Below are 20,130 nucleotides of genomic sequence, written 5' to 3'. Positions count from 1 at the left end.
GTGTTTGGCGGCGCGCTGACGGGTAGAGGAGATTCCCCGAATTCACCAAGGGAGGAAAGAGCAATGGGCTGGGGATTCCGGAAATCCGTCAAGATGGGGCCGTTCCGCCTCAACCTGTCCCGCAGCGGGGTCGGGCACAGCTGGGGCAACCGTGCCTTCCGCGTGACCAAGACGGCCGACGGCCGACGGACGCTCAGCGTCAACCTGCCCGGCGGCTTCCACTGGCGCAAGACCCTCAGCGGCTCCCGGCGCTAGCCGGCCGCGGTCGGCGGCGACGCCGGCGCGTCGCGGTCCGCAGACGGCCGGGTCCGGCTCCCGCGCAGGAACCATCCGCGGGCACCGGCCGTTGTCCTCGATGACGCACGAGGTTCCGGGGAGATGACATGGGCTGGCACTACAGGAAGTCGATCAAGCTGGGTCCGTTCCGTCTGGACCTGTCCCCCCACGGGGTGGGTCAGAGCTTCGGCACCCGCAGGTTCCACGTCAGCAGGACCCCCGACGGCCGCAAGTACGTGACGCTGAACCTGCCCGGCGGCTTCCACGTCGGCAAGGCGATCGGCAAGCGCTCCGGCTACCGACGCCACCGCTACTGACACCGTCGACTGCGGGCAGTGCTCCCGCTGACAGCATCACCGGCCGCGGACGCCGCAGCCCGCCCTGACCCCCGCGGGCCGCGCGGCCGGTGACCGGGCCGCCCGGAGACTCCGGCGGCCCGCGTGAGACGGCGTACGAGACGGGATCAGACCCGGCAGGCGGATCCGCGGCGGGAGCGAGACCCGACGCCGGAAGGCGGATCCGCGGCGGGAGCGGGTCCCGGCACCGGGAGCCGGACCCGGATCGGATTCAGAAGCGGAACCCGGCGACCAGGGAGCGCAGCCGCTCCGAGACCTCCGCCAGTTCACCCGCGGCCCGCCGCGACTCCTCGACCGACTCGGTCGTGGCCCTGGCGACGGAGGCGACCCCGGTGATGTTCTCCGCGATCTGCCCCGACCCGGCGGCCGCCTCGGCGACGCTGCGGTTCATCTCGTTCACTGTCGCGGTCTGCTCCTCGACGGCGGCGGCGATGGTCGTCTGGTAGTCGTTGATCTGGGCGATGACCCCCGCCACGTCCGCGATAGCCTGGACGGCTCCGGCGGTGTCGGCCTGGATCGCCTCGACCCGGCGCGCGATGTCCTCGGTCGCCCGCGCGGTCTCCTGGGCCAGGTCCTTGACCTCGCCGGCGACCACCGCGAAGCCCTTGCCGGACTCCCCGGCCCGGGCCGCCTCGATGGTGGCGTTCAGGGCCAGCAGGTTGGTCTGCTCGGCGATCGAGGTGATCACCTTCACCACGTCACCGATCATCCGGCTGGACTCGCCCAGCCGCGTCACGCTCGCGGTGGTCGTCTCCACCGCGGTCACCGCGTGACCGGCGACCGTCGCCGCCTCGCTGGCGCTGTGCGCGATCTCCCGGATCGCCGACCCCATCTCCTCCGAACCCGTCGCCACGGTCTGGACGTTGCGGGAGACCTCGTTCGCCGCGGACGCGACGACGTCGGTCTGGGCCGCGGACTCCACCGCCCCGCCGGCGATCCGGCCCGACAGCGCGCCGATCCGCTCGCTGGTCCCGGTCAGGTCGTCGGCGCTGCGCGTGAAGGCGGACATGACCTCGCCGATCTTCGTCAGGGCGGCGTTCATCGCCTGTCCCATCCGGCCGACCTCGTCTCCGGAGGTGACGTTCACCCTCCGGGTCAGGTCGCCCTCCGCGACGGCGTTCATCACCGTGACCGCCTCGGCCAGGGGCCGCGTGATGCTCCGGGTGATCCTCCAGGCCACGGCGACCGCGATGGCGATCGCCAGGGCGCACACCAGCATCATGACGGCCAGGAAGCCGTCGGCGGTGCTGCGGGCGTGCGCGGTCTCGGCCCGGTTCATCGACTCCTCGAGGTCGATCAGGCGGTTGATCGCCGCGAGCCAGTCGATGAACAGCGGCTTGGCCTGCTCGACCAGGATCTCCATCGCCCTGTCGGTGTCACCGGCCCTGCGCAGGGTGATCACCTCGTCGATCAGCGGCAGGGTCTCCCGCTCGATCCGCTCGATCTCCGCGTGCGCGTCCTTCTCCGCCTGGCCGACCTTGCTCTCGTCAGCGAAGATCGCGGTCATCTTCTCGGCCGAGGCGGCGTAGTCGGCCGCGAGCTTCTCGATGGTCGCGACCTCCGGCTCCGCCTCGGCGGGCGTCTTGGCCATCACGACGTCCCGCAGGCTGATGGCACGGTCGTGCACACTCCCGCGGAAGTTGATCGCATAACGCTGTTTCACGGCGTTGAGGTCGTTGATGGTGGTCAGCCGGTCATTGATCTCCTCGACCCGCGCCACTCCGAAAACCGTCGACAGCACCATGGTCAGCACGACCACGAAGAAGCCGACGCCCAGCTTGCGGCTGATCGTGAAGTTCGATGTCCTCATTGACAGTCCTGTTCCGATAGTGATCCGTACGGGGACAGGACCCGGAAGACCTCCTTCCTGCCCGCCTCGACTCTCCGTATCGGGAAACTTTCCGGAAAGCTGAGCCGGAACAGCCGCCGGGTTCCGCACGCCGTCCCGCGTCCGGGCACGCCGATGAGCGGCCCGCCGTCCCGGCGGGCCGCTCATCGGTCGTTCAGACGGTGACCGTACGGACGGTCAGGCGCGGCAGGCGGCCTCGACGCGGTCGGCGGCCTCGGCGATCGGGATCTCCTCCTTGACGCCGGTGGCCCGGTCGCGCAGCTCGGCGACGCCCTGGGCCAGGCCCCGGCCGATGACCACGATGGTCGGCATGCCGAGCAGCTCGGCGTCCTTGAACTTCACGCCCGGCGAGACCCCGGCGCGGTCGTCCACCAGGACGCGCAGGCCGCGGGCACGGAGCTCCTCGGCGAGCTGGACGGCCACCTCGATCTGGTTCTCCTTGCCGGTGCCCACGATGTGCACGTCGGCGGGGGCGACCTCGCGGGGCCAGACCAGGCCGAGCTCGTCGTGCTTCTGCTCGACCAGCACCGCCACCGCCCGCGAGACGCCGATGCCGTACGAGCCCATGGTGATGCGCACGGGCTTGCCGTCAGGGCCGAGGGCGTCGAGCTTGGCGGCGTCGGCGTACTTGCGGCCGAGCTGGAAGATGTGGCCGATCTCAATGCCGCGGTCGATGGAGAGCGGCGAGCCGCACACGGGGCAGTCGTCCCCGGCGCGGACCTCGGCCGCCTCGATGGTCCCGTCGGGGGCGAAGTCGCGCCCGGCCACCACGTTCACGGCGTGCTTGCCGGGCTCGTTGGCGCCGGTCACCCAGGCCGTGCCGGCGACGACCCGGGGGTCGACGAGGTAGCGGATGCCCAGGTCCTTGAGCACCTGCGGGCCGATGTAGCCGCGCACCAGGCCGGGGTGCCTGGCGAAGTCCTCGGCCTCGAAGATGGCGGGCTCGCCGGGGGCCAGGGAGGCCTCGAGCCGCTTGAAGTCGACCTCGCGGTCGCCGGGCACGCCGATGACGAGGGTCTCGGTCTTGTCGGAGCCGGGAGTGGCGACCTTGACCACGACGTTCTTGAGCGTGTCGGCGGCGGTGACGTTCAGGCCGTGGTGCTCGTTGAGGTGGGCGACCAGCGACTCGATGGTCGGGGTGTCGGGGGTGTCCAGCACCTGCGGGGCCGGGTGCCCGGCTTCGGGCGCGGCGGGGGCGGGGGTGGTGACCGCCTCGGCGTTGGCCGCGTAACCGCAGTGGTGACAGGCCACGAAGGTGTCCTCGCCGGTCTCGGCCGGGGCGAGGAACTCCTCCGAGGCCGAGCCGCCCATCGCGCCGGAGGTGGCGAAGCAGATCTTGTAGGTGAGCCCGAGCCGGTCGAAGGTCCGGATGTAGGCCTCGCGGTGCTGCTCGTAGGAGCGCTTGAGACCGTCGTCGTCGAGGTCGAAGGAGTAGGAGTCCTTCATGACGAACTCGCGCCCGCGCAGGATGCCGGCCCGGGGGCGGGCCTCGTCGCGGTACTTCGTCTGGATCTGGTACAGCGTCACCGGGTAGTCCTTGTAGGAGGAGTACTCCCCCTTGACCATGTCGGTGAACATCTCCTCGTGCGTGGGCCCGAGGAGATAGTCGGCGCCCTTGCGGTCCTTGAGGCGGAAGAGCGTGTCGCCGTACTCCGTCCAGCGGCCGGTGCCCTCGTAGTACTCCTTGGGCAGGAGGGCGGGGAAGAGCACTTCCTGGCCGCCCATCCGGTCCATCTCCTCGCGGACGATGCGCGTGACGTTCTCCAGCACCATCTTGCCGAGGGGCAGCCAGGAGTAGACGCCGGGCGCGACGCGGCGGACGTAGCCGGCGCGGACGAGCAGCTTGTGGCTCGGGACCTCCGCGTCTGCCGGGTCGTCCCTCAGGGTTCGGAGAAACAACGACGACATGCGCAGCAGCACGGCTACTCCTCGCTAGCAGGGATCACAGGATTGTCGTCCTACAGCGTATCGACTCGGGCAACCGGACCGCTTGCCGTTATCCCACCGCCGTTCACCCGAGGCTCCCCCCGGCCGCGTACACGAAGTGCGCGGCCCCCAGCGCCAGCGCCACCACGGCGGCGCGGACGCGCCCCACGCCTGCGCGCATGCAGAGCAGCACCACGGCCACGAGGATGGCCGCCGCGAAGACCGTCCAGGTCCCGTCCTGCAGCGCCCGGACCGCCTGGATCGCCATGAACCCGGCGGGCAGGCCCGTGGCCAGGTCGCCCCGCAGTCCCTCGTACCTGGCGAAGTGGGCCAGCGTCCCGAAGGCCGCCAGACTCAGGAACACGAAGTTCAGCGTCAGGCCGTCGCCGTCCAGCCGCAGCAGATGGGCGTCCGGCAGCAGGGCCGTCGCCGCCAGCATGGCGATGACGGGTCCCAGCGCGGCCAGCGCGCTGCCCAGCAGCGCCCAGCCGAACCCGGCGGCGGTCCGCCCCACCACGGCCGCCAGGAGGAGGTAGACGTAGGGGTCGAAGGCGTCGTGCAACGACTCCGGTCCGCTCGCGAGCGCCTCTCCCAGGGCACCGAAGGCCAGTCCCGCGGTGAGGGAGAACACCATGTGACGCAGAATCGCCCGCTCCCTCCGCTCCCCCGCGAGGAAGTCGAGCGTGTCGTTCTGTCCAACCAAAGCCGCTGATCCCCCGATCTGCATCCGACTGTGGCTATAGGGAGCATATCTGACCTGCAAATATCGACAAAAACGTTCAAGCTATACCAAACGAGCTAGCGCTTGCTTATGCTCCGCCTGTGGACGCTGCCGACATGACTCTCACCGAGGAACAGGCCGATCTGCGCGACGCCGTGCGCGCCTTCCTCTCCGCGCGCCCGGACGCGCCGTGGCACCGCCTCGCCGCCGAGCTCGGCGTCGCGGGCCTGGCCGTACCCGAGGAGTACGGCGGGGCGGGGTGCGGACCGGCGGAGACCGCCGTCGTCTGCGAGGAGCTCGGCGGCGCGCTGAGCCCCCATCCCTATCTGGCCACCGCCGTCCTCGCCGTCGGGGCTCTCGTGGCCGGCGGGGACCGCGCGGCGATGGCCCGGCTGCTGCCCGGCATCGCCGACGGCTCGCGCACCGCGACCGTCCTGCTGCCCGGCGACGCCGATCTGACGCTGTCCGGCGGGCGGCTCACCGGCACCGCCCCCTACGCGCTGGAGGGCGAGGTGGTACTGGCCTTCGCCGACGGCGAGCTGGTGGAGGCCGTGCCCTCGGCCCGGACGCCCCACACCACCCTGGACCCCACCCGCCCGCTGACCGCGCTGGCCTTCGACGCCGTCCCGGTCCTGCCCGCCGGCGACGGCACGGGCTGGGAGCGGGTCCGCGACCTGGGCGTCACCGGTCTGGCCGCCGAGCAGGTGGGCGGCGCCGCACGCTGCCTGGAGTCGGCCGTGGCCCACGCCGGGCAGCGCCACCAGTTCGGCCGCCCCATCGGCTCCTTCCAGGCCGTCAAGCACAAGCTCGCCGACCTGCTCCTGCTGGTCGAGTCCGCCAGGTCGGCCGCCCTGGCCGCCGCCCGGTCCCCCGCCGGCGAGCTGTCCGTCGCCGCCGCGGTGGCCGGTTCCTACTGCACCGAGGCCTACCTGGCCGCCGCCGGCGAGAACATCCAGATCCACGGCGGCACCGGGATCACCTGGGAGCACCCGGCCCACCGCTACTTCAAGCGCGCCACCTCCGACGCCCAGCTCTTCGGCCCGCCCCAGGCCCACCGCGCCCGCCTGGCCGCGGCGGCCGGTCTGTGAGGAGGCCGCAGAAGTTCACAGAGGGTCACAGATGGCCACAGAGGATCACAGGGCTACGGCTCCGGAGACCGTCGTGCCCTCCCCGGGCACGCTCCTGACCGCGAGCCGGCCGCCGACGGCGGCGAAGGAGGCCTCGACGGCCGCCAGGCCGGGCCCGCGCGCAGGGCCGGCGAAGCCCCGGCCGTCGTCGCTCACCGTCAGCCGCAGCTCCCCCGGCGTCGCGGTGACCGCGACCGAGACGGTGCGCGCCCCGCTGTGCCGGGCGACGTTCGACAGCGCCCCGCTCACCACGACGAGGACGCTGCCGGCGATCTGGGCGGGCATCCTGCCCCGGGGCAGCGCCCAGACCTCCACCGCGATCCCCGTGCACTCCGACCATCCGGTCAGCAGATCCCGCAGGGCCTCCCCGAGCATGCCGTCCCGGACTTCACGGGCGGACGCGTCCTCCATCCGGTGGACGGCGGCGAGGACCGGCGCGATGCGACCGCCCCTGGTCCGAATGGCCATACGGCCCCTCTCTCTACCGGTCATCACTATGACCGGTAGAACTGGGAACCGACTGGTGAGCCACTGGTGAACGGCCTCAGCCGCCCAGGAGCTCCTCCCAGGGGTGGCGCGAGGCCGTACGGCGGGTGGTGTCGAGCGCGTCGGCCAGGCGCCAGGGGCCGGGGCGGGCGCGGAGCCGGTCGCGGCCCAGGGGGTCGACGGCCAGCAGCAGGAAGCGCACGCCCATCACGTCGAGGGCGGCGGACCCGGAGGTGGCCAGCCCGGCGGGGGTGACCAGAGCGGTGGGATGGTCCGGGTCGCGGACGCGCTCGGCGAGCGTGGCGGCGACCTCGGTGGCGTACAGGCCGTCACGCCACTCGATGTGCCAGCTGTGGTCGGTCCCCCGCCACCACGTCAGGTCGCGGCAGCCCTCCATCAGCTCGGCGTCGCAGGCGAGTGCGGCCATCACCCGGCCGAACGCCTCGAAGCGGCGCGCGCCGGCCAGCTGGATCTCGTCGGGCGCGCTCGTGGAGCGCCCTCCGCGCAGTCCCCTCATGACTGGGAGCGTGCCACCTTCCGGATGTCGCGTCTCCCGCTTTGCCGCTTCTTCGCCCCCGCCAAACGCGAACCCGCCACAGGAGACCGGCTTGTCATCGCCCGTCCCGTTTCCCGCCGGGCGCACGAACTCGGCTTGTTGCCGTTCCACCCGGCTGGTAATCTCGCCAAGCGAGCGCTTGGTTAAATCTCGATCCGCGGCAGTGGACTGACATGACACAACGGAGGCGTGGATGACGTCCCTACGGATCAGCCTGGGATACGAGCTGGAGGTCCGCGGGCGTTCCCGCGAGGTCGAGCAGCGCGCGTTCCGGAACGTCGTCGACCAGGTGGTCCTCGGCGACCGGCTGGGCTTCGACACCGCGTGGTTCGTCGAGCACCACTTCACCCGGGGCTTCTCCCACTCGTCCGCCCCCGATCTCGTCCTGGCGGCCGCCTCCCAGCTGACCGAGCGGATCCACCTGGGTCTCGGCGTGGTGCTGCTGCCCTTCCAGTCCCCGATCCGCACGGCCGAGCGGGTCGCGACCCTCGACGTCCTGTCCGGCGGCCGGGTGGAGTTCGGCACCGGCCGGGGCGCCTCGCCGCTGGAGTACCAGGCGTTCCAGCGGCCGTTCGAGAAGTCGCGGCAGATCTGGGAGGACTCCCTGGAGGCGACGCTGGCGATCTGGAACGCCGACGGCGAACCGGTCAGCCGCTCCAACGAGTTCTTCGAGATCCCCGACGTCGCCGTCTATCCCCGCCCCGCCCAGGTCCCGCACCCGCCGGTGTGGGTGGCGTCCACCTCGCTGGAGGGCTATCTCGCCGCGGCCCGGCACGGCTACCACCTGCTCGGCATGACGATGCTCAAAGGCCTCGACGACGTCGCCGAGGACATCGCCGCCTACAAGCAGTGCCTGGCCGACAACGGCTTCGACCCCGCGACGCGGCGGATCGCGCTGATGATCCCCTGGTTCGTCGGGCGGACCCGCGAGGAGGCGATCGGGATCGCCGCCGACCCCGTCCTGTGGTACATCCGACGCCAGGTCAACCTGGTCACCCCGCCCGACTACTACGACGCCCGGCACGCCACCCACAAGGTCCTCGGCCAGCTCGCCGCCGGGCTGCCGCCGGATGAGGCCATGGCCACGCTCCGCGAGCACCACATGGTCGTGGTCGACGACGTGGAGGGCTCCCGCAAGGCCGCCGCCCGCGTGGCCGAGGCCGGGGCCACCGACCTGATCCTCCAGGCCCAGGTGGGCGGCCTGGCCCACGAGCACGTCTGCGAGTCGATGCGGCTGTTCATGACCGAGGTGATGAAGTGACCCCGGAGAGCACGACGTCCCTTCCCGGCGCCGGCGGCGGCGCCCCGGCGGTCTGGCGGACCCGCGGCGGCCCCGCCTCCTCCGGGCGCGCCCTGACCGGGCTCCTGCTGGTCTCCCCCGACGGCGACACCGTCGTGCGCGGCGCCCCGGCCGCGGCGGCCGGGGCCTTCACCGCCGCCCTGGAGGCGGCCGGCGTCGGGCCGTCGGACCGGGTCGTGGTGGCCCTGTCGAACGACGGCGAGCTGGCCGGACCGCAGTGGGCGCACGCCGCGGCCGAGCGGGCGCAGGCGGCGGCCTCGGTCGGCCCGCGGGGGCGGCTGCGGCTGCACCACGCACTGGAGTCCCTGGGCGCGACGGGCCTGGTCATCACACCGACCGGGGCGATGGACCTGCTGGCCAGGCTGCACCTGGAGTTCCTGCTCGACCCGCTGGACCTGGGGCTGCGGCACATCATCCTGACCGGCGAGATCGCCTCCCGGCGGACCATGGAGCACCTGGCCTCCGAGTTCGAGGCGGACGTCACCGAGGTCTACGGCTCCCCCTTCACCGGGGTGCCGCTGGGCTGGCGGTCCTCCGAGGCCGACCCGCTCACGCCGATCGCCCCGGACGCCCTCCGCCTGGCCTCGCTGGAGAAGGACGAGCTGCTCGCCCCGCCGTACGCCGAGGGACTGGCCGAGCTGGCCGTCGTCGACGGCGACACCGTGCTGCGCACCGGGCAGGTCGCCCGGGTGCCCGCCGGGGACGCGATCCCCGCCCCCGCGCACACGGTGGGCGATCACGTGCTGGTGCGCGGGGTCTGGCTGTCGCTGGAACGGCTGCGCCGGGCGCTCGGCAGGATCGACGGGGTGTCGGGCTGGGAGCTGGGCCTCTCCCGGCAGGGCACGCTCGACGTCGCGACCCTGACGGTGACCTTCAACCGGGAGAGCCTCGTCGGCAACCCCATGTGGCGCTCCCGCATCCAGCAGTCGCTCAAGGCGGTCACCCCGATCACGATCGCCGTCGAGGTCGCCGAGCGGGCCGCCGAGACGGGCGCGCCGGGCACGGTGAACGACGCGCGCGGTCACCACCTGGGCCGCGACCGCACGGCCCTGGCTCCCTGAACCGTCCTTCCGAAAGGCGCGAGATGGACGTTCCGGACTGGGGGACCATCCCCCGGATGCTGCGTGATCAGGCCGCCGGCCATCCCTCCGACATCGTGGTGGCCGACGGGGAGGTCCGGATGTCGCTGGCCGAGCTGCGCACCCGGGCCGGCGCCGTCGCCCGGGGGCTGATCGGCCTGGGCGTCGAGGCGGGCGACCGGGTGGCGATCTGGGGCGTGAACGACCTGCAGTGGGTCCTGGCGGCCTTCGGCGTCTGGGACGCCGGGGCGGTGGTGGTCCCGCTGTCGTCGCGTTACAAGGGCATCGAGGCGGTCGAGCTGCTGCGCAAGACCTCCGCGAGCGTGCTGATCACGGGCGCGGGCCCCGACGGGACGGTCCTCGCCGACCTGCTCGCCGGGGCGGCCGGCGGGCCCGCGCGGGGACGGCCGGTGGCCGGGCTGCCCGCCCTGGGGCACGTGGTCGTCCCCGAGGACGTGCGGCGGCCGGGATGCCTGCCGGCGTCGGGGCTGCTCTCGGTGGGCGCGCGGGTCTCCCGGGCGGAGGCCGAGGAGCGGGCGCTGACCGTACGGCCCGACGACCTGTGCGAGATCATGTCCACCTCCGGGACGACCGGCACGCCCAAGGGCGTGATGCTGGATCACGCCCAGGTCCTGCGCGGCTACTGGGACTGGTCGGAGATCGTCACACTGGGGCCCGGCGACCGCTATCCGATCATCGCGCCCTTCGCCCACGGGTTCGGGCTCAACGCCGGGATGCTCGCCTGCGTGCTGCGCCGCGCCATGATGATGCCGATCAGGGCGTTCAGCCCGGACCTGCTCACGGAGCTGGTGCAGAGGCGGAGGATCACGATCCTGGCCGGCCCGCCGACGTTGTTCCACCGCGTGCTGGAGGAGGTCGACACCACCGGCCACGCGCTGCGGGTGGCGATCTGCGGCGCGGCCTCCGTCCCGGCCGAGCTCGTCCGCCGGGCGCTGGACCGGCTGGGGCTGGAACGCATGATCAACGCCTACGGGCTGATGGAGGGCACGGTCGTCTCCATGACCAGGGCGGAGGACCCGGTCGAGGTCATCGCCTCCAGCACCGGCCGTCCCGTGCCGGGCATCGAGGTCAGGATCGTCGACGACGCGGGCGGGGACGTCCCCGCCGGCGAGCGCGGCGAGATCATCATGCGGGGGTACGGCGTCATGCGCGGCTACTGGGACGAGCCGGACAAGACCGCCGAGGTGGTCCGTGACGGCTGGCTCCACACCGGTGACGTCGGCACCCTCGACGCCGCCGGGAACCTGGCCGTCGTGGACCGCAAGAAGGAGCTGTTCATCGTCAACGGGTTCAACGTCTCCCCCGCCGAGGTCGAGGGCCTGCTGCTGCGGGAGGGCTCGCTGGCCCAGGCGGCGGTGGTCGGGGTGCCGGACGAGCGGCTGGGCGAGGCGGGCTGGGCGTTCGTGGTGCCCCGCCCCGGCCACACCGCCGACCCCGACAAGATCATCGCTTGGGCCCGGGACAACATGTCCAACTACAAGGTGCCCCGGCGGGTGATCGTGGTGGACGCCCTCCCGGTGAACGCCAACGGCAAGGTCGACAAGCGGATCCTGCGGGAGCGGACCTCCGGATAGCGGGCGGGGGAACGGCGCGGATCACGGGAGCCCGGAAAAGCCGATCACCCAAGCGCCGGGGAGAGAGGCGGCGGGGCGATCGCGGGGGTACGTTGGATGGGCGCCTTCTCACCAGGGGAGCCCCGCGATGCTGCGACTGCTCGCCGGGGAGGCCGCGCGCCGGTTCGGGGCGCGCGCGGCGGTCGACTCCGGATCCCTCGTCCTGTCCTTCGCCGATCTCGACCGGCTCTCCGACGGGGTCGCCGCCGGCCTCGCCCATCAGGGTGTGCGGATGGGGGACCTGGTGGCGCTCGCGCTCCCCGACGGGCCGGAGTTCCCGATCTGCTACCTGGCCGCGGCCAAGATCGGAGCGATCACCGCCGGGCTCCGCCCGGACCGTCCCGTCCCGCTGAGCCGATTCGATCCGGCGCTGGTGATCACCGCCCCCGGGCTGCTCCCCCCGCTTCCCGGTCTCGACGTGCTCACTCTCCCCCTCGGGGAGCGCCCGGCCCGGGGCGAGCCGTACGGCGCCCCGCAGGAGGACCCGTCCCGGCACGAGCCGTACGACATCGGCCGACTCAGGGGGCTGCACCGGGCCGAACGGCCGCCGCCCCCGCTGCCGCCGGATCCGTGGCGCCCGGTGGCCGTGGTGTTCACCGCGACCTCCTCGGGAGCTCCCAAGGGGGCCGTGTTCTCCAACCGGCAACTGGAGGCGGTCCGCGCGCACGGGGCCGGGGTGCGCTGGGGCACCGGTGACGCGCGGCTGCTGTCCCGCCCCCTGGGACACCTGACGTTCATGACGAGGCTGCCGGTCTTCCTGCAGACGGGCAGGACCGCGCACGTCCTGCTCCGCTGGGAGCCCGCGGCGGCCCTGAGGGTCCTGGCCGAGCACCGGCTCAGCGTGCTGCAGGGCACCCCGGCGCAGCTGGCGGGGCTGCTGGACCATGAGAACAGCCGGCCGGGCGGGCGGGTGGAGCTGCCGCACCTGCGCCTGGTCCTGTCCGGCGGCGGCCCGCCGGCCGACGGGCTGATCCGGACGCTGCGGGAGCGGTTCGGCGTGCCGGTGTGCAACCGCTACCTGTGCACCGAGGCGGGGCTGGGCCTGGGGACCCGCCCCGAGGACCCGCCCGAGGACGCCGAGCACACGGTGGGCCGGCCGCGCGACGGGGTGAACCTCGCGCTGCGCGACCCCGACGGGCGGGCGCTGCCGCCGGGTGAGATCGGCGAGGTGCTGCTGCGGTCGGGAGCGGTGACCGACGGTTACTACCGCGACCCCGGGGCGAGCGCCGGGATCTTCACCAAGGACGGCTTCGTGCGCACCGGGGACACCGGCTACCTCGACCACGCCGGCCGGTTGAGTCTGGTCGGGCGTAGTTCGGTTGATACACAATCGCGGGCATAACGTCTACAGGGCGACATGCCAGGGAGGCGATGTGCCGCTGCGAGTCGCGATCGTGGGATCCGGGCCCGCCGGGGTCTACACGGCCGAAGCACTGACGAAACAGGCCGCCGCTCCCGTCGAAGTGGACGTGATCGAGCGCCTGCCCACCCCCTACGGGCTGGTCCGCTACGGCGTGGCCCCCGACCACACCTCGATCAAGTCGATCGCCGGTTACCTCCGCCGGGTCCTGGAGCTGCCGGGCGTGCGCTTCCTGGGCGGGATCGAGTTCGGCCGGGACGTCGGCGTCGAGGACCTGCTGGCCTGCTACGACGCGGTCGTCTACTGCACCGGGGCGATGGTCGACCGGCGGATGGGCATCCCCGGCGAGGACCTGCCCGGGAGCGTGGCGGCCACCGACTTCGTCAACTGGTACTGCGGGCACCCCGACGTACCCGCCGACCGCTTCGTCCTCGACAGCCCCGAGGTCGCGGTGATCGGCGTGGGGAACGTGGCGGTGGACGTGGTGCGCGTCCTGGCCAAGACCGCGCAGGAGCTGCGCGCCACCGACGTGCCCGAGGAGGTCCTGGCCCGGCTGGCCGACAGCCAGGTGAAGGCCATCCACATGATCGGCCGCCGCGGGCCGGAGCACGCCAAGTTCACCCTCAAGGAACTGCGCGAGCTCGGCGAGCTGACCAACGCGGACGTGTGCGTGCGGCCCGAGGAGGCGCCGGTCTCCGGGGAGCTGTCCGCCCTGCCCCGGCAGGTCCGGGGGAACGTGGAGGTGCTGCAGGCCTGGGCCGCCCGCATCCCCGTGGGCCGGCCCCGCCGCCTGGACGTGCGCTTCTGGATGCGTCCCGTGGAGATCCTCGGCGACGGTCGGGTGGAGGCGCTGCGGCTGGAGCGCACCCGGCTGCAGGACGGCCGGGTCGTCGGCACCGGGGTGTTCGAGACCCTCCCGGTCGGCATGGTGCTGCGCTCGGTGGGCTACCAGAGCGTCCCCCTGCCCGGCGTCCCCTTCTCCGAGACCACCATGACCGTGCCCAACGAGGCCGGGCGGGTGCGCGAGCGCGAGTACGTGGCGGGCTGGCTCAAGCGCGGCCCGACGGGCGTGATCGGCACCAACAAGTCCGACGCCGCCGAGACGGTCCGCACCCTCCTGGCCGACCTGGACGGCCGTGAACCCGCCGCCCGCGCCGACCTCGTCCCCCTGCTCGCCGAGCGCGGGGTCTCCCCCGTGACCTACCGGCAGTGGCTGTCCATCGAGGCCGCCGAGGCGGAGCTGGCCCGGAGCCTGGACCGGGGCGAGCGGGTGAAGCTGCCGGGCCTGGCCGCCATGCTCGGCGCCGTGGCCGGCAGGAGGGACGGCGCCGCCCCGGAGGGGTGAGGAGGCCGTACGCGCAGGGTGAAGGCCCCCGCCCGGGGAGGGGCGCGGGGCCGGTCCGCGTGACGCGGGGCGCGGGGCCCGTCCGCGCGGCACGGTAAGTGATTTTTCCGGCTATCTCGGAAAACCGCTAATGCGTGTGGCGGGCAGGCCGATGGAGCCTGCGTGAATGGACCTCTGGCAGGCAAGATCCCGGGACAGGCATCGAGGGCGTCCGCCCCGGACGACGCGGCGTACCCGGCTTCCGGCGACCGCGCGGCCGACCCTGGCCCGCCCGCCACGCCCGGCGTCTCCGGTGTCTCCGGCGCGCCCTGCACGTCCACCCTGCCCGCCGACATGCTCACCGTCGAGCAGCTCCGGCTCGAACTGGAGAGGCTCGAGGGCACCAGCGGCTACAACATCGAGGCCGCCTACGACCGCGCGGGAAAGCTGGAGCGGATCGCCGAGGAGCTCGGCGAGGTCGAACTGGAGCTGCGCGCCCGGCTGATCCAGATCGACGTGCGGGTCCGAGGCGGCGAGCTGACGTCGGTGGTCTCGATCGTCTGGCAGATCAACCAGTGGGCCCTCAGCCACGGCTGCCGGCCGCTGCTGTCGCGCAGTCACCTGCTGATGGCCCGGGTCCACCGCGACCTGGGCGACCTGGCCTCCGCGCTGGAGCACACGGTGGCCTCCGTGGAGGCCCTCGACGAGGACACCCCCGCCCGCATCCGGGTCTACCACCTGATGAAGCTCGCGGACATCCTCGACGAGACCGGCTCCCTGGAGGCCTCCCGCGAGCGCTACCAGCAGGCCGAGCGGCTGGCCGCCACCATCGACGTGGAGCGCCACGTGACGGTGCTCAACAACATCGCCTACGCCGAGTACGAGGCCGAGAAGCCCGAGCTCGCCTGGGCGGTCATCGAGCGCATGCTGGCGCTGAGCACGACGCACAGGTTCGAGCTGGACGCGACCGTGCTGGACACCGTCGCCCGCGTCCAGGTCGCGCTCGGCCGATACGACGAGGCTGTGATGACCGCGCAGACGGCCATCCAGATCTACGACTCCCAGGAGATGAAGCAGGCCGACGCGCTCCCCGAGGCGCTGCTGACCCTGGCCGTCGCCCAGCGCCTGATGGGCGCGACGAAGGACGCCCAGGAGAGCCTGGACCTCAGCCGCACGATGTGCGACGAGCACGGATACCTCAGGATCCGCCTGCGGGTGCATCAGGAGCAGGCCGAGCTGCACGCCGCCACCGGCGACTACCGCAAGGCCTTCGAGGCCTACAAGGCCTACCACGCCTTCGAGAAGGAACTGGCCTCGCAGCAGCGAGAGGCCCAGGCCCGCACCCGGCAGGCGATGTTCGAGGCCACCGAGGCCCGCCAGGAGGCCGAGCTCTTCCGCGAGCAGGCCCGCCGCGACCCGCTGACCGGGCTGCGCAACCGCCGCTACGTCGACGAGCACCTGCCCGCCCTGATCGCCGAGGCCACCGCGACCGGCGGCGCGGTCACGGTCGCGATCGTCGACCTCGACCACTTCAAGCGGATCAACGACACCTGCTCCCACGACGTGGGCGACCAGGTGCTGGTCGCCGTGGCCGAGATGCTCGACGCGACGCCCTCCTGCAACGGCTTCGCCGCGCGGATGGGCGGCGAGGAGTTCCTCCTCGTCCTGACCGGCATGACCCCCACCGAGGCCGTGGTCCGCCTGGAGGATCTGCGCGCCTCCGTCGCCGCGCGCTCCTGGCGGTCGCTGACCGGGGACCTGCCCGTCACGGTGAGCATCGGCGTCACCGCCTCCCAGCCGCACAGCACCCAGGCCGAGCTGCTCGCCCTGGCCGACGCGAACCTGTACACGGCCAAGCACAAGGGCCGCAACCGGGTCTGCGCCACCTCCGGCACCGCCCTGACCGAACGCCGCCGCCACCGCGACATCCCGCTCCCGCCGCACGTCCGCTGAGGGACCGGTGCGGGACGGGCACCGCAGGTGACCCGTTAGTGTGCCTCTGACCCGGTCCGCCCGCGAGGAGCACCACCATGCGCGTCACGCTCTCCGACCCTCTGACCCTGATCCCGGGCTTCGAGCGAGCCCATCGGGAGCAGTCGGAGCTCTATCCGGCCACGGCCCCCGCCTGGCAGCCGGTGCACACCGTCTACGTGCCGGCCGACCGGTTCGGCGCCGACACCGTGGCGCGCTGGGGCGGTGAGGCGCTCGACCTGTTCGCCCGGCACCTGGCCGCTCCCGGGGACCTGGCCGGGCTCCTCGGGCTGGAGGACGACCTGGCCGCCGAGGTGCACCGCAGGGTGGCCGCCAAGCTGGGCCGGGACCCGGTCGAGGACCTGCGGGTGGACTTCGAGGACGGGTACGGCGTGCGCCCCGCCGAGGAGGACGGCCACGCCGCCGGGGCCGCCGAGGCGGTCGCCGCCATGCACGCGGCCGGGACGCTCCCGCGCCGCTGGGGGCTGCGGGTCAAGTCGTTCGCCGACGGCGACCCCGGCCGGAGCCTGCGGACGCTGGACGGGTTCCTGACCGGCGTCGCCGAGCGGGCCGGGGGCCTGCCCGAGGGGTTCACGGTCACCTTCCCCAAGGTGCTGATGAAGGACTACCTGTACCAGTTCGCCGACTGCCTGGGAGCCCTGGAGAAGGGGCTGGGACTGGCCGAGGGCGCGCTCCGCTTCGAGATCCAGGTCGAGGCCACCCAGACCCTGGGCTTCCTGGGCACAGGTCTGGCCGCCTCGCTCGGCGGCAGGCTGGCGGCGGCGCACTTCGGCGTCTTCGACTACACCGCGAGCTGCTCGCTCCCGCCGCACGAACAGCGGCTGGACCACCCCGCCTGCGACCACGCCCGGCACGTCATGCAGACGGCCTTCGCCGGGACCGGCGTGGAGCTGTCGGACGGCTCGCTGGCCGCCTCCCCCGCCTCCGACTCCGGACCCGACGTGCACGCGCTGTGGGCGCGCCACGCCGAGCTGGTCGGGCACTCCCTGCGCCACGGTTTCTACCAGGGCTGGGACATGCACCCCTCGCACCTCGTCAGCCGCTACGCCGCGGTCTACGCCTTCCACCTGCGTCACTACGCCGAGTTCTCCCACCGGGTGCGGGCCTGGCAGGAGCAGCGCGAGGCGGGCGGCGGGGTGATGGACGAGCCGGCGACGGTCAAGACGATGGCCGCGGCGCTGCGCCGCGCGGATCTCGCGCTCGGCGGCGGGTGAGCGCCGGCTCCCCGGGAGCCGTCAGTCGATCAGGTCACGCCACCGGCGGACCATGAGGGGGTCGACCGGGTCGGACCACGAGGTCCGTACGGCGCTGCCGACGTGGAAGGCGCGCACGCCGTACTCCAGCAGGGCGGGCACGTGACCGGGCCGCAGCCCGCCGCCCGCCAGGATCAGGGGCCCGTCACCGGCCTCGCAACGGGTCTTGAGCACCGCCTGGCCCTCGCCCACCCCGCCGGGCGCGCCCGCGGTGAGCACGGTGGCCAGGTTGGGCAGCAGGCGCACGGCCCGCCAGCCGGCCTGCACGTCGGCCGCGTGGTCCACCGCCCGGTGGAACGTCCAGGGCAGCGGGGCGACCGCGTGGATCATCGCCTCGGTGGCGGCCAGGTCCACCGCTCCCCCGTCGTCGAGGAAACCGAACACGAACCCGGCCGCCCCCGCCTCCGCCAGGGCCTTGGCGTCGCGCCGCAGGACCTCCAGCGTCTCGGGGGCGGCCAGGAACGAGGCCTCGGCGCGCAGCATCACCATCTGCGGCAGCGTGCACTCCCTGGAGATCGCCGCGACCGTCTCCACCGCCGGGGTGAGGCCGTCGGACGTCATGTCGGCGACGATCTCCAGACGGTCCGCGCCGCCCTCCTCCGCCGCGACGGCATCACGCACGTCGAGCGCTATCACCTCAAGCAGCGATCCGGTCATGAAGCGAGGCTATCCGATGACTTTGTCCTGGGATCGCCCTGGATCAGACATGCTCCACCACCGGCTCCACCGCCGTACCGCGCCGGTCGACGAACGGCAGGGGGCTTCCGGGGAGGCCGCCGCGGAGGCCTCCCGCCCGCTGGAACAGGGCTCCCGAGGCGCGGTGCGGCAGGTCCACCGTACGCAGGTGGGTGAAGCGCTGCCGCCGGTAGTAGTCCTGCAGGCCCGGATTGTCCTTGGCGCAGTCCAGCCGGAGCCACCGCCGGCCCGCGGCGAGCACGCGCAGGCCCGCCCAGTCGAGCAGCGCCTCGCCCAGTCCCCGGCCGGAGTGGCTGCGCGCCACCGCCAGCTTGTGGACGTACAGGGCCGCGTCCGGCCGGTCCGCGGGCGTCCAGAACTCGGGGTCGGCGCCGCCGTCGAGAGCCAGGGTCGCGGCCGGGCCGTCCTCGCCGTCCAGCAGGTACATGACACCCTCCCCGATCAGCGGGACGATGCGCACCGCGGGGAAGCCGCCGACGGGCCACTGACGGACCCCGCGGGCGTTCAGCCACGCGGCCGTCTCCGCCAGGAGCTCCAGCACGGCCGGGAGGTCGTCCTCCGTCGCTCTGCGCAACGTGAGCCGCCGGGGCATTACGAGATCAGCGGTGTTCGAGTGCATGATTCATCCCTTCGTTGCGTTGGGTACACGAGTTGACACGGACAGTGGCCGGTCAGTGGCGCACGGCGTCCATGCCTGGCCGCGGGGTCGCTAGGGTCCCGAGGCGAAACGGAGGAAGAGGGGACCGTGCCCGTCCGTGTCGCGGGGACGGTCCAGTGCCCGTCCGCGGCGCGGACGAGGCGGGGGCCGCCACGTCAGGGCGGCCACGGAGACCTCAACGGCTCTCCAGCTCGTACCTGATCAGGTGCTTGTCCGCCGGGAGCACGGACACCGCGACGCGCACGGGCGTGCCCTCCTCGTCGTATCCGACGCGGACGTAGACGACGACCGGCGTGCCGAGCTGGAGCTGCAGGCGCTCGCTCTCCGAACTCGTGGGCATCCGGGCCCAGATGTCGTCCACCACCCTGACCTGCGGATGGCCGAGCTCCTCCAGCACGCGGTTGGCCCCGCGCCCGATGTCGCCGGGCCGGGCGATCTCCGAGCCGGAGACCAGCGCGAGCGGGAAGTAGGAGTCGTTCGTGTTGTACGGCTGGCCGTCCACGTACCGCAGCCGGCGGCGGACCACGGCCAGTTCGTCGTCGGGCAGTTCCAGCCTGCTGGCGATCTCCTCGGGCGGGTGCACGATGGAGACCTCGATGTCCTGGCTGGGCGCGCGACCCTCCTGGGAGACCGCCCAGGCGAAGGCCTCCCTGGTCTCCCCCGGCTGGGGCTGGAGCTCGCGCTGCGGGTGGATGAGCAGCGGGCGGCGCTCCCTGACCACGGTGCCCCGGCGCGGGGTGCGGGTCACCAGGCCCTCGTTGACCAGCTCACCGAGGGCGAGCCGGACGGTGTTGCGGCTCACCTGGTGGGCCGACATGAGCTCCGCCTCGGTCGGCAGCTGATCCCCCGGCCCGAGCACGCCGGAGTAGATGGTCCTCCGAAGTTCTGAGGCCACCAATTGGTACAGCGTCGACCGTGCCATTAAGTCCCCTTTATTCCAACAAAACTAGACGATCTGGTTCTAGTGGGGAACAGCCCCTTGACCCAGCCTCCCAGGAGCCGCATCATCCAATCGTTGGTACAAATCCATCGAAAGGTCGGCAGGGGGTGAGTGCCAGTGCTGTCGGTCCCGACGGGCATGCCGTACCTGCCCTGGCGAGATCCCTGCGAGGCGACTCGTTTACTGCGCTACGCGTTGCATCGCCAGGGATTCACCCACACCTACCAGAGCAACGGGACGGGAATGTCCGTGCTTTCGGTGCTGACCGATCTGACCGTGTGGTGCAAGAACGGATTGTTCGTATGGCATGAAGACGGGCACGAGGTCTCACATCCGGCGGACGATCCGGTCGGAGCCGCACGTCTGATCTCGCGGCACTACCGGCGGCCGGCCCCGGAGGACGACCCGGAGACCACGGCCTTCATCCCCACCGACTCCCTGCGCGACTAGCCGGTTCGAGGACCCCATCCCTCGCCGGGGTCCTCGTCCCGCCGCGCGGGGACGGAACGCGTCCTGGCGGGTCCCCCACGCCCGCCAGGGCGCGTTTCCGCGTTCAGCCCCCGCCCGCGTACGGGACCGTACGGCGGGCTTCTCTCC

At 72.7% G+C, this 20,130-nt stretch carries 19 protein-coding genes; 11 read left to right on the top strand and 8 right to left on the bottom strand.

Features of this window, described 5'->3' with window-relative positions; genetic code table 11:
• Positions 1-63: 63 nt before the first annotated feature.
• Positions 64-255 (top strand): DUF4236 domain-containing protein, encoded by a 192-nt coding sequence (locus tag Psi01_RS12455; protein WP_203873194.1) that lies wholly within the window; start codon positions 64-66, stop codon positions 253-255.
• Between the two features lie 128 nt (positions 256-383).
• Positions 384-593, top strand: a complete 210-nt coding sequence (locus tag Psi01_RS12450; protein ID WP_204064132.1) for a DUF4236 domain-containing protein — start codon at positions 384-386, stop codon at positions 591-593.
• Between the two features lie 250 nt (positions 594-843).
• Here Psi01_RS12450 and Psi01_RS12445 read toward each other — a convergent pair whose 3' ends face one another.
• The 3 genes from Psi01_RS12445 to Psi01_RS12435 form a co-directional block, all read right to left on the bottom strand.
• Positions 844-2,442 carry a methyl-accepting chemotaxis protein gene (locus tag Psi01_RS12445; RefSeq protein WP_204064131.1) on the bottom strand — a complete coding sequence of 533 codons (1,599 nt, stop codon included), beginning with the start codon at positions 2,440-2,442 and terminating at the stop codon, positions 844-846.
• A 216-nt stretch (positions 2,443-2,658) separates the two neighbouring features.
• Positions 2,659-4,401 (bottom strand): proline--tRNA ligase, encoded by a 1,743-nt coding sequence (locus tag Psi01_RS12440; RefSeq protein ID WP_204064130.1) that lies wholly within the window; start codon positions 4,399-4,401, stop codon positions 2,659-2,661.
• 91 nt (positions 4,402-4,492) lie between these two features.
• A complete protein-coding gene (locus Psi01_RS12435) occupies positions 4,493-5,110 on the bottom strand; it encodes a hypothetical protein (protein ID WP_204064129.1) in 618 nt (205 codons plus the stop codon).
• A gap of 119 nt (positions 5,111-5,229) precedes the next feature.
• Here Psi01_RS12435 and Psi01_RS12430 point away from each other — a divergent pair, with 119 nt between their 5' ends.
• Complete coding sequence (locus Psi01_RS12430; RefSeq protein WP_307819231.1) at positions 5,230-6,216, top strand: acyl-CoA dehydrogenase family protein; 987 nt, start codon at positions 5,230-5,232, stop codon at positions 6,214-6,216.
• Between the two features lie 45 nt (positions 6,217-6,261).
• Here the strand turns inward: Psi01_RS12430 and Psi01_RS12425 are convergent, their stop codons facing one another.
• Together Psi01_RS12425 and Psi01_RS12420 are read right to left on the bottom strand one after the other, a co-directional pair.
• Positions 6,262-6,723: a sensor histidine kinase gene (locus tag Psi01_RS12425; protein WP_204064128.1), complete on the bottom strand. Its 462-nt coding sequence runs from the start codon at positions 6,721-6,723 to the stop codon at positions 6,262-6,264.
• 76 nt (positions 6,724-6,799) lie between these two features.
• Positions 6,800-7,258: a hypothetical protein gene (locus Psi01_RS12420; RefSeq protein WP_239127562.1), complete on the bottom strand. Its 459-nt coding sequence runs from the start codon at positions 7,256-7,258 to the stop codon at positions 6,800-6,802.
• A gap of 232 nt (positions 7,259-7,490) precedes the next feature.
• On the opposite strand from Psi01_RS12420, the gene Psi01_RS12415 reads away from it, so the two are divergent.
• From Psi01_RS12415 to Psi01_RS12385, 7 genes are all read left to right on the top strand, one after another.
• The gene (locus Psi01_RS12415) at positions 7,491-8,558 is read left to right on the top strand and encodes an LLM class flavin-dependent oxidoreductase (protein ID WP_204064127.1); all 1,068 of its coding nucleotides are present in this window, start codon (positions 7,491-7,493) and stop codon (positions 8,556-8,558) included.
• A complete protein-coding gene (locus tag Psi01_RS12410) occupies positions 8,555-9,658 on the top strand; it encodes a phenylacetate--CoA ligase family protein (RefSeq protein ID WP_204064126.1) in 1,104 nt (367 codons plus the stop codon). The genes Psi01_RS12415 and Psi01_RS12410 overlap by 4 nt, the downstream gene beginning before the upstream one ends.
• Before the next feature lie 56 nt (positions 9,659-9,714).
• Positions 9,715-11,271, top strand: coding sequence for an AMP-binding protein (locus Psi01_RS12405; RefSeq protein WP_239127560.1), 1,557 nt, complete (start codon positions 9,715-9,717; stop codon positions 11,269-11,271).
• Positions 11,272-11,398: 127 nt separating this feature from the next.
• The gene (locus tag Psi01_RS12400) at positions 11,399-12,652 is read left to right on the top strand and encodes a class I adenylate-forming enzyme family protein (RefSeq protein WP_204064124.1); all 1,254 of its coding nucleotides are present in this window, start codon (positions 11,399-11,401) and stop codon (positions 12,650-12,652) included.
• A 31-nt stretch (positions 12,653-12,683) separates the two neighbouring features.
• Entirely contained in the window at positions 12,684-14,015 is a 1,332-nt protein-coding gene (locus Psi01_RS12395) for an FAD-dependent oxidoreductase (RefSeq protein WP_204064123.1), read from the top strand.
• 162 nt (positions 14,016-14,177) lie between these two features.
• Entirely contained in the window at positions 14,178-15,947 is a 1,770-nt protein-coding gene (locus Psi01_RS12390) for a tetratricopeptide repeat-containing diguanylate cyclase (protein ID WP_204064122.1), read from the top strand.
• A 77-nt stretch (positions 15,948-16,024) separates the two neighbouring features.
• On the top strand, positions 16,025-17,200 hold the full coding sequence (locus Psi01_RS12385) for a DUF6986 family protein (RefSeq protein WP_204064121.1): 1,176 nt from the start codon (positions 16,025-16,027) through the stop codon (positions 17,198-17,200).
• Positions 17,201-17,221: 21 nt separating this feature from the next.
• Here the strand turns inward: Psi01_RS12385 and Psi01_RS12380 are convergent, their stop codons facing one another.
• From Psi01_RS12380 to Psi01_RS12370, 3 genes are all read right to left on the bottom strand, one after another.
• Positions 17,222-17,896: a copper homeostasis protein CutC gene (locus Psi01_RS12380; RefSeq protein WP_204064120.1), complete on the bottom strand. Its 675-nt coding sequence runs from the start codon at positions 17,894-17,896 to the stop codon at positions 17,222-17,224.
• A 43-nt stretch (positions 17,897-17,939) separates the two neighbouring features.
• Positions 17,940-18,554: a GNAT family N-acetyltransferase gene (locus Psi01_RS12375; RefSeq protein WP_204064119.1), complete on the bottom strand. Its 615-nt coding sequence runs from the start codon at positions 18,552-18,554 to the stop codon at positions 17,940-17,942.
• 214 nt (positions 18,555-18,768) lie between these two features.
• Positions 18,769-19,515 (bottom strand): GntR family transcriptional regulator, encoded by a 747-nt coding sequence (locus Psi01_RS12370; RefSeq protein ID WP_204064118.1) that lies wholly within the window; start codon positions 19,513-19,515, stop codon positions 18,769-18,771.
• A gap of 135 nt (positions 19,516-19,650) precedes the next feature.
• Between Psi01_RS12370 and Psi01_RS12365 the strand changes: the two genes are divergently transcribed.
• On the top strand, positions 19,651-19,983 hold the full coding sequence (locus Psi01_RS12365) for a hypothetical protein (RefSeq protein WP_204064117.1): 333 nt from the start codon (positions 19,651-19,653) through the stop codon (positions 19,981-19,983).
• The last annotated feature ends 147 nt before the right edge of the window (positions 19,984-20,130 follow it).

It is taken from the genome of Paraplanobispora siamensis (genome assembly GCF_016863175.1).
Classification (GTDB): domain Bacteria; phylum Actinomycetota; class Actinomycetes; order Streptosporangiales; family Streptosporangiaceae; genus Planobispora; species Planobispora siamensis.
The sequence above is the reverse complement of the archived record's forward strand: the minus strand, read 5'-3'. Positions and strand labels throughout refer to the sequence as shown.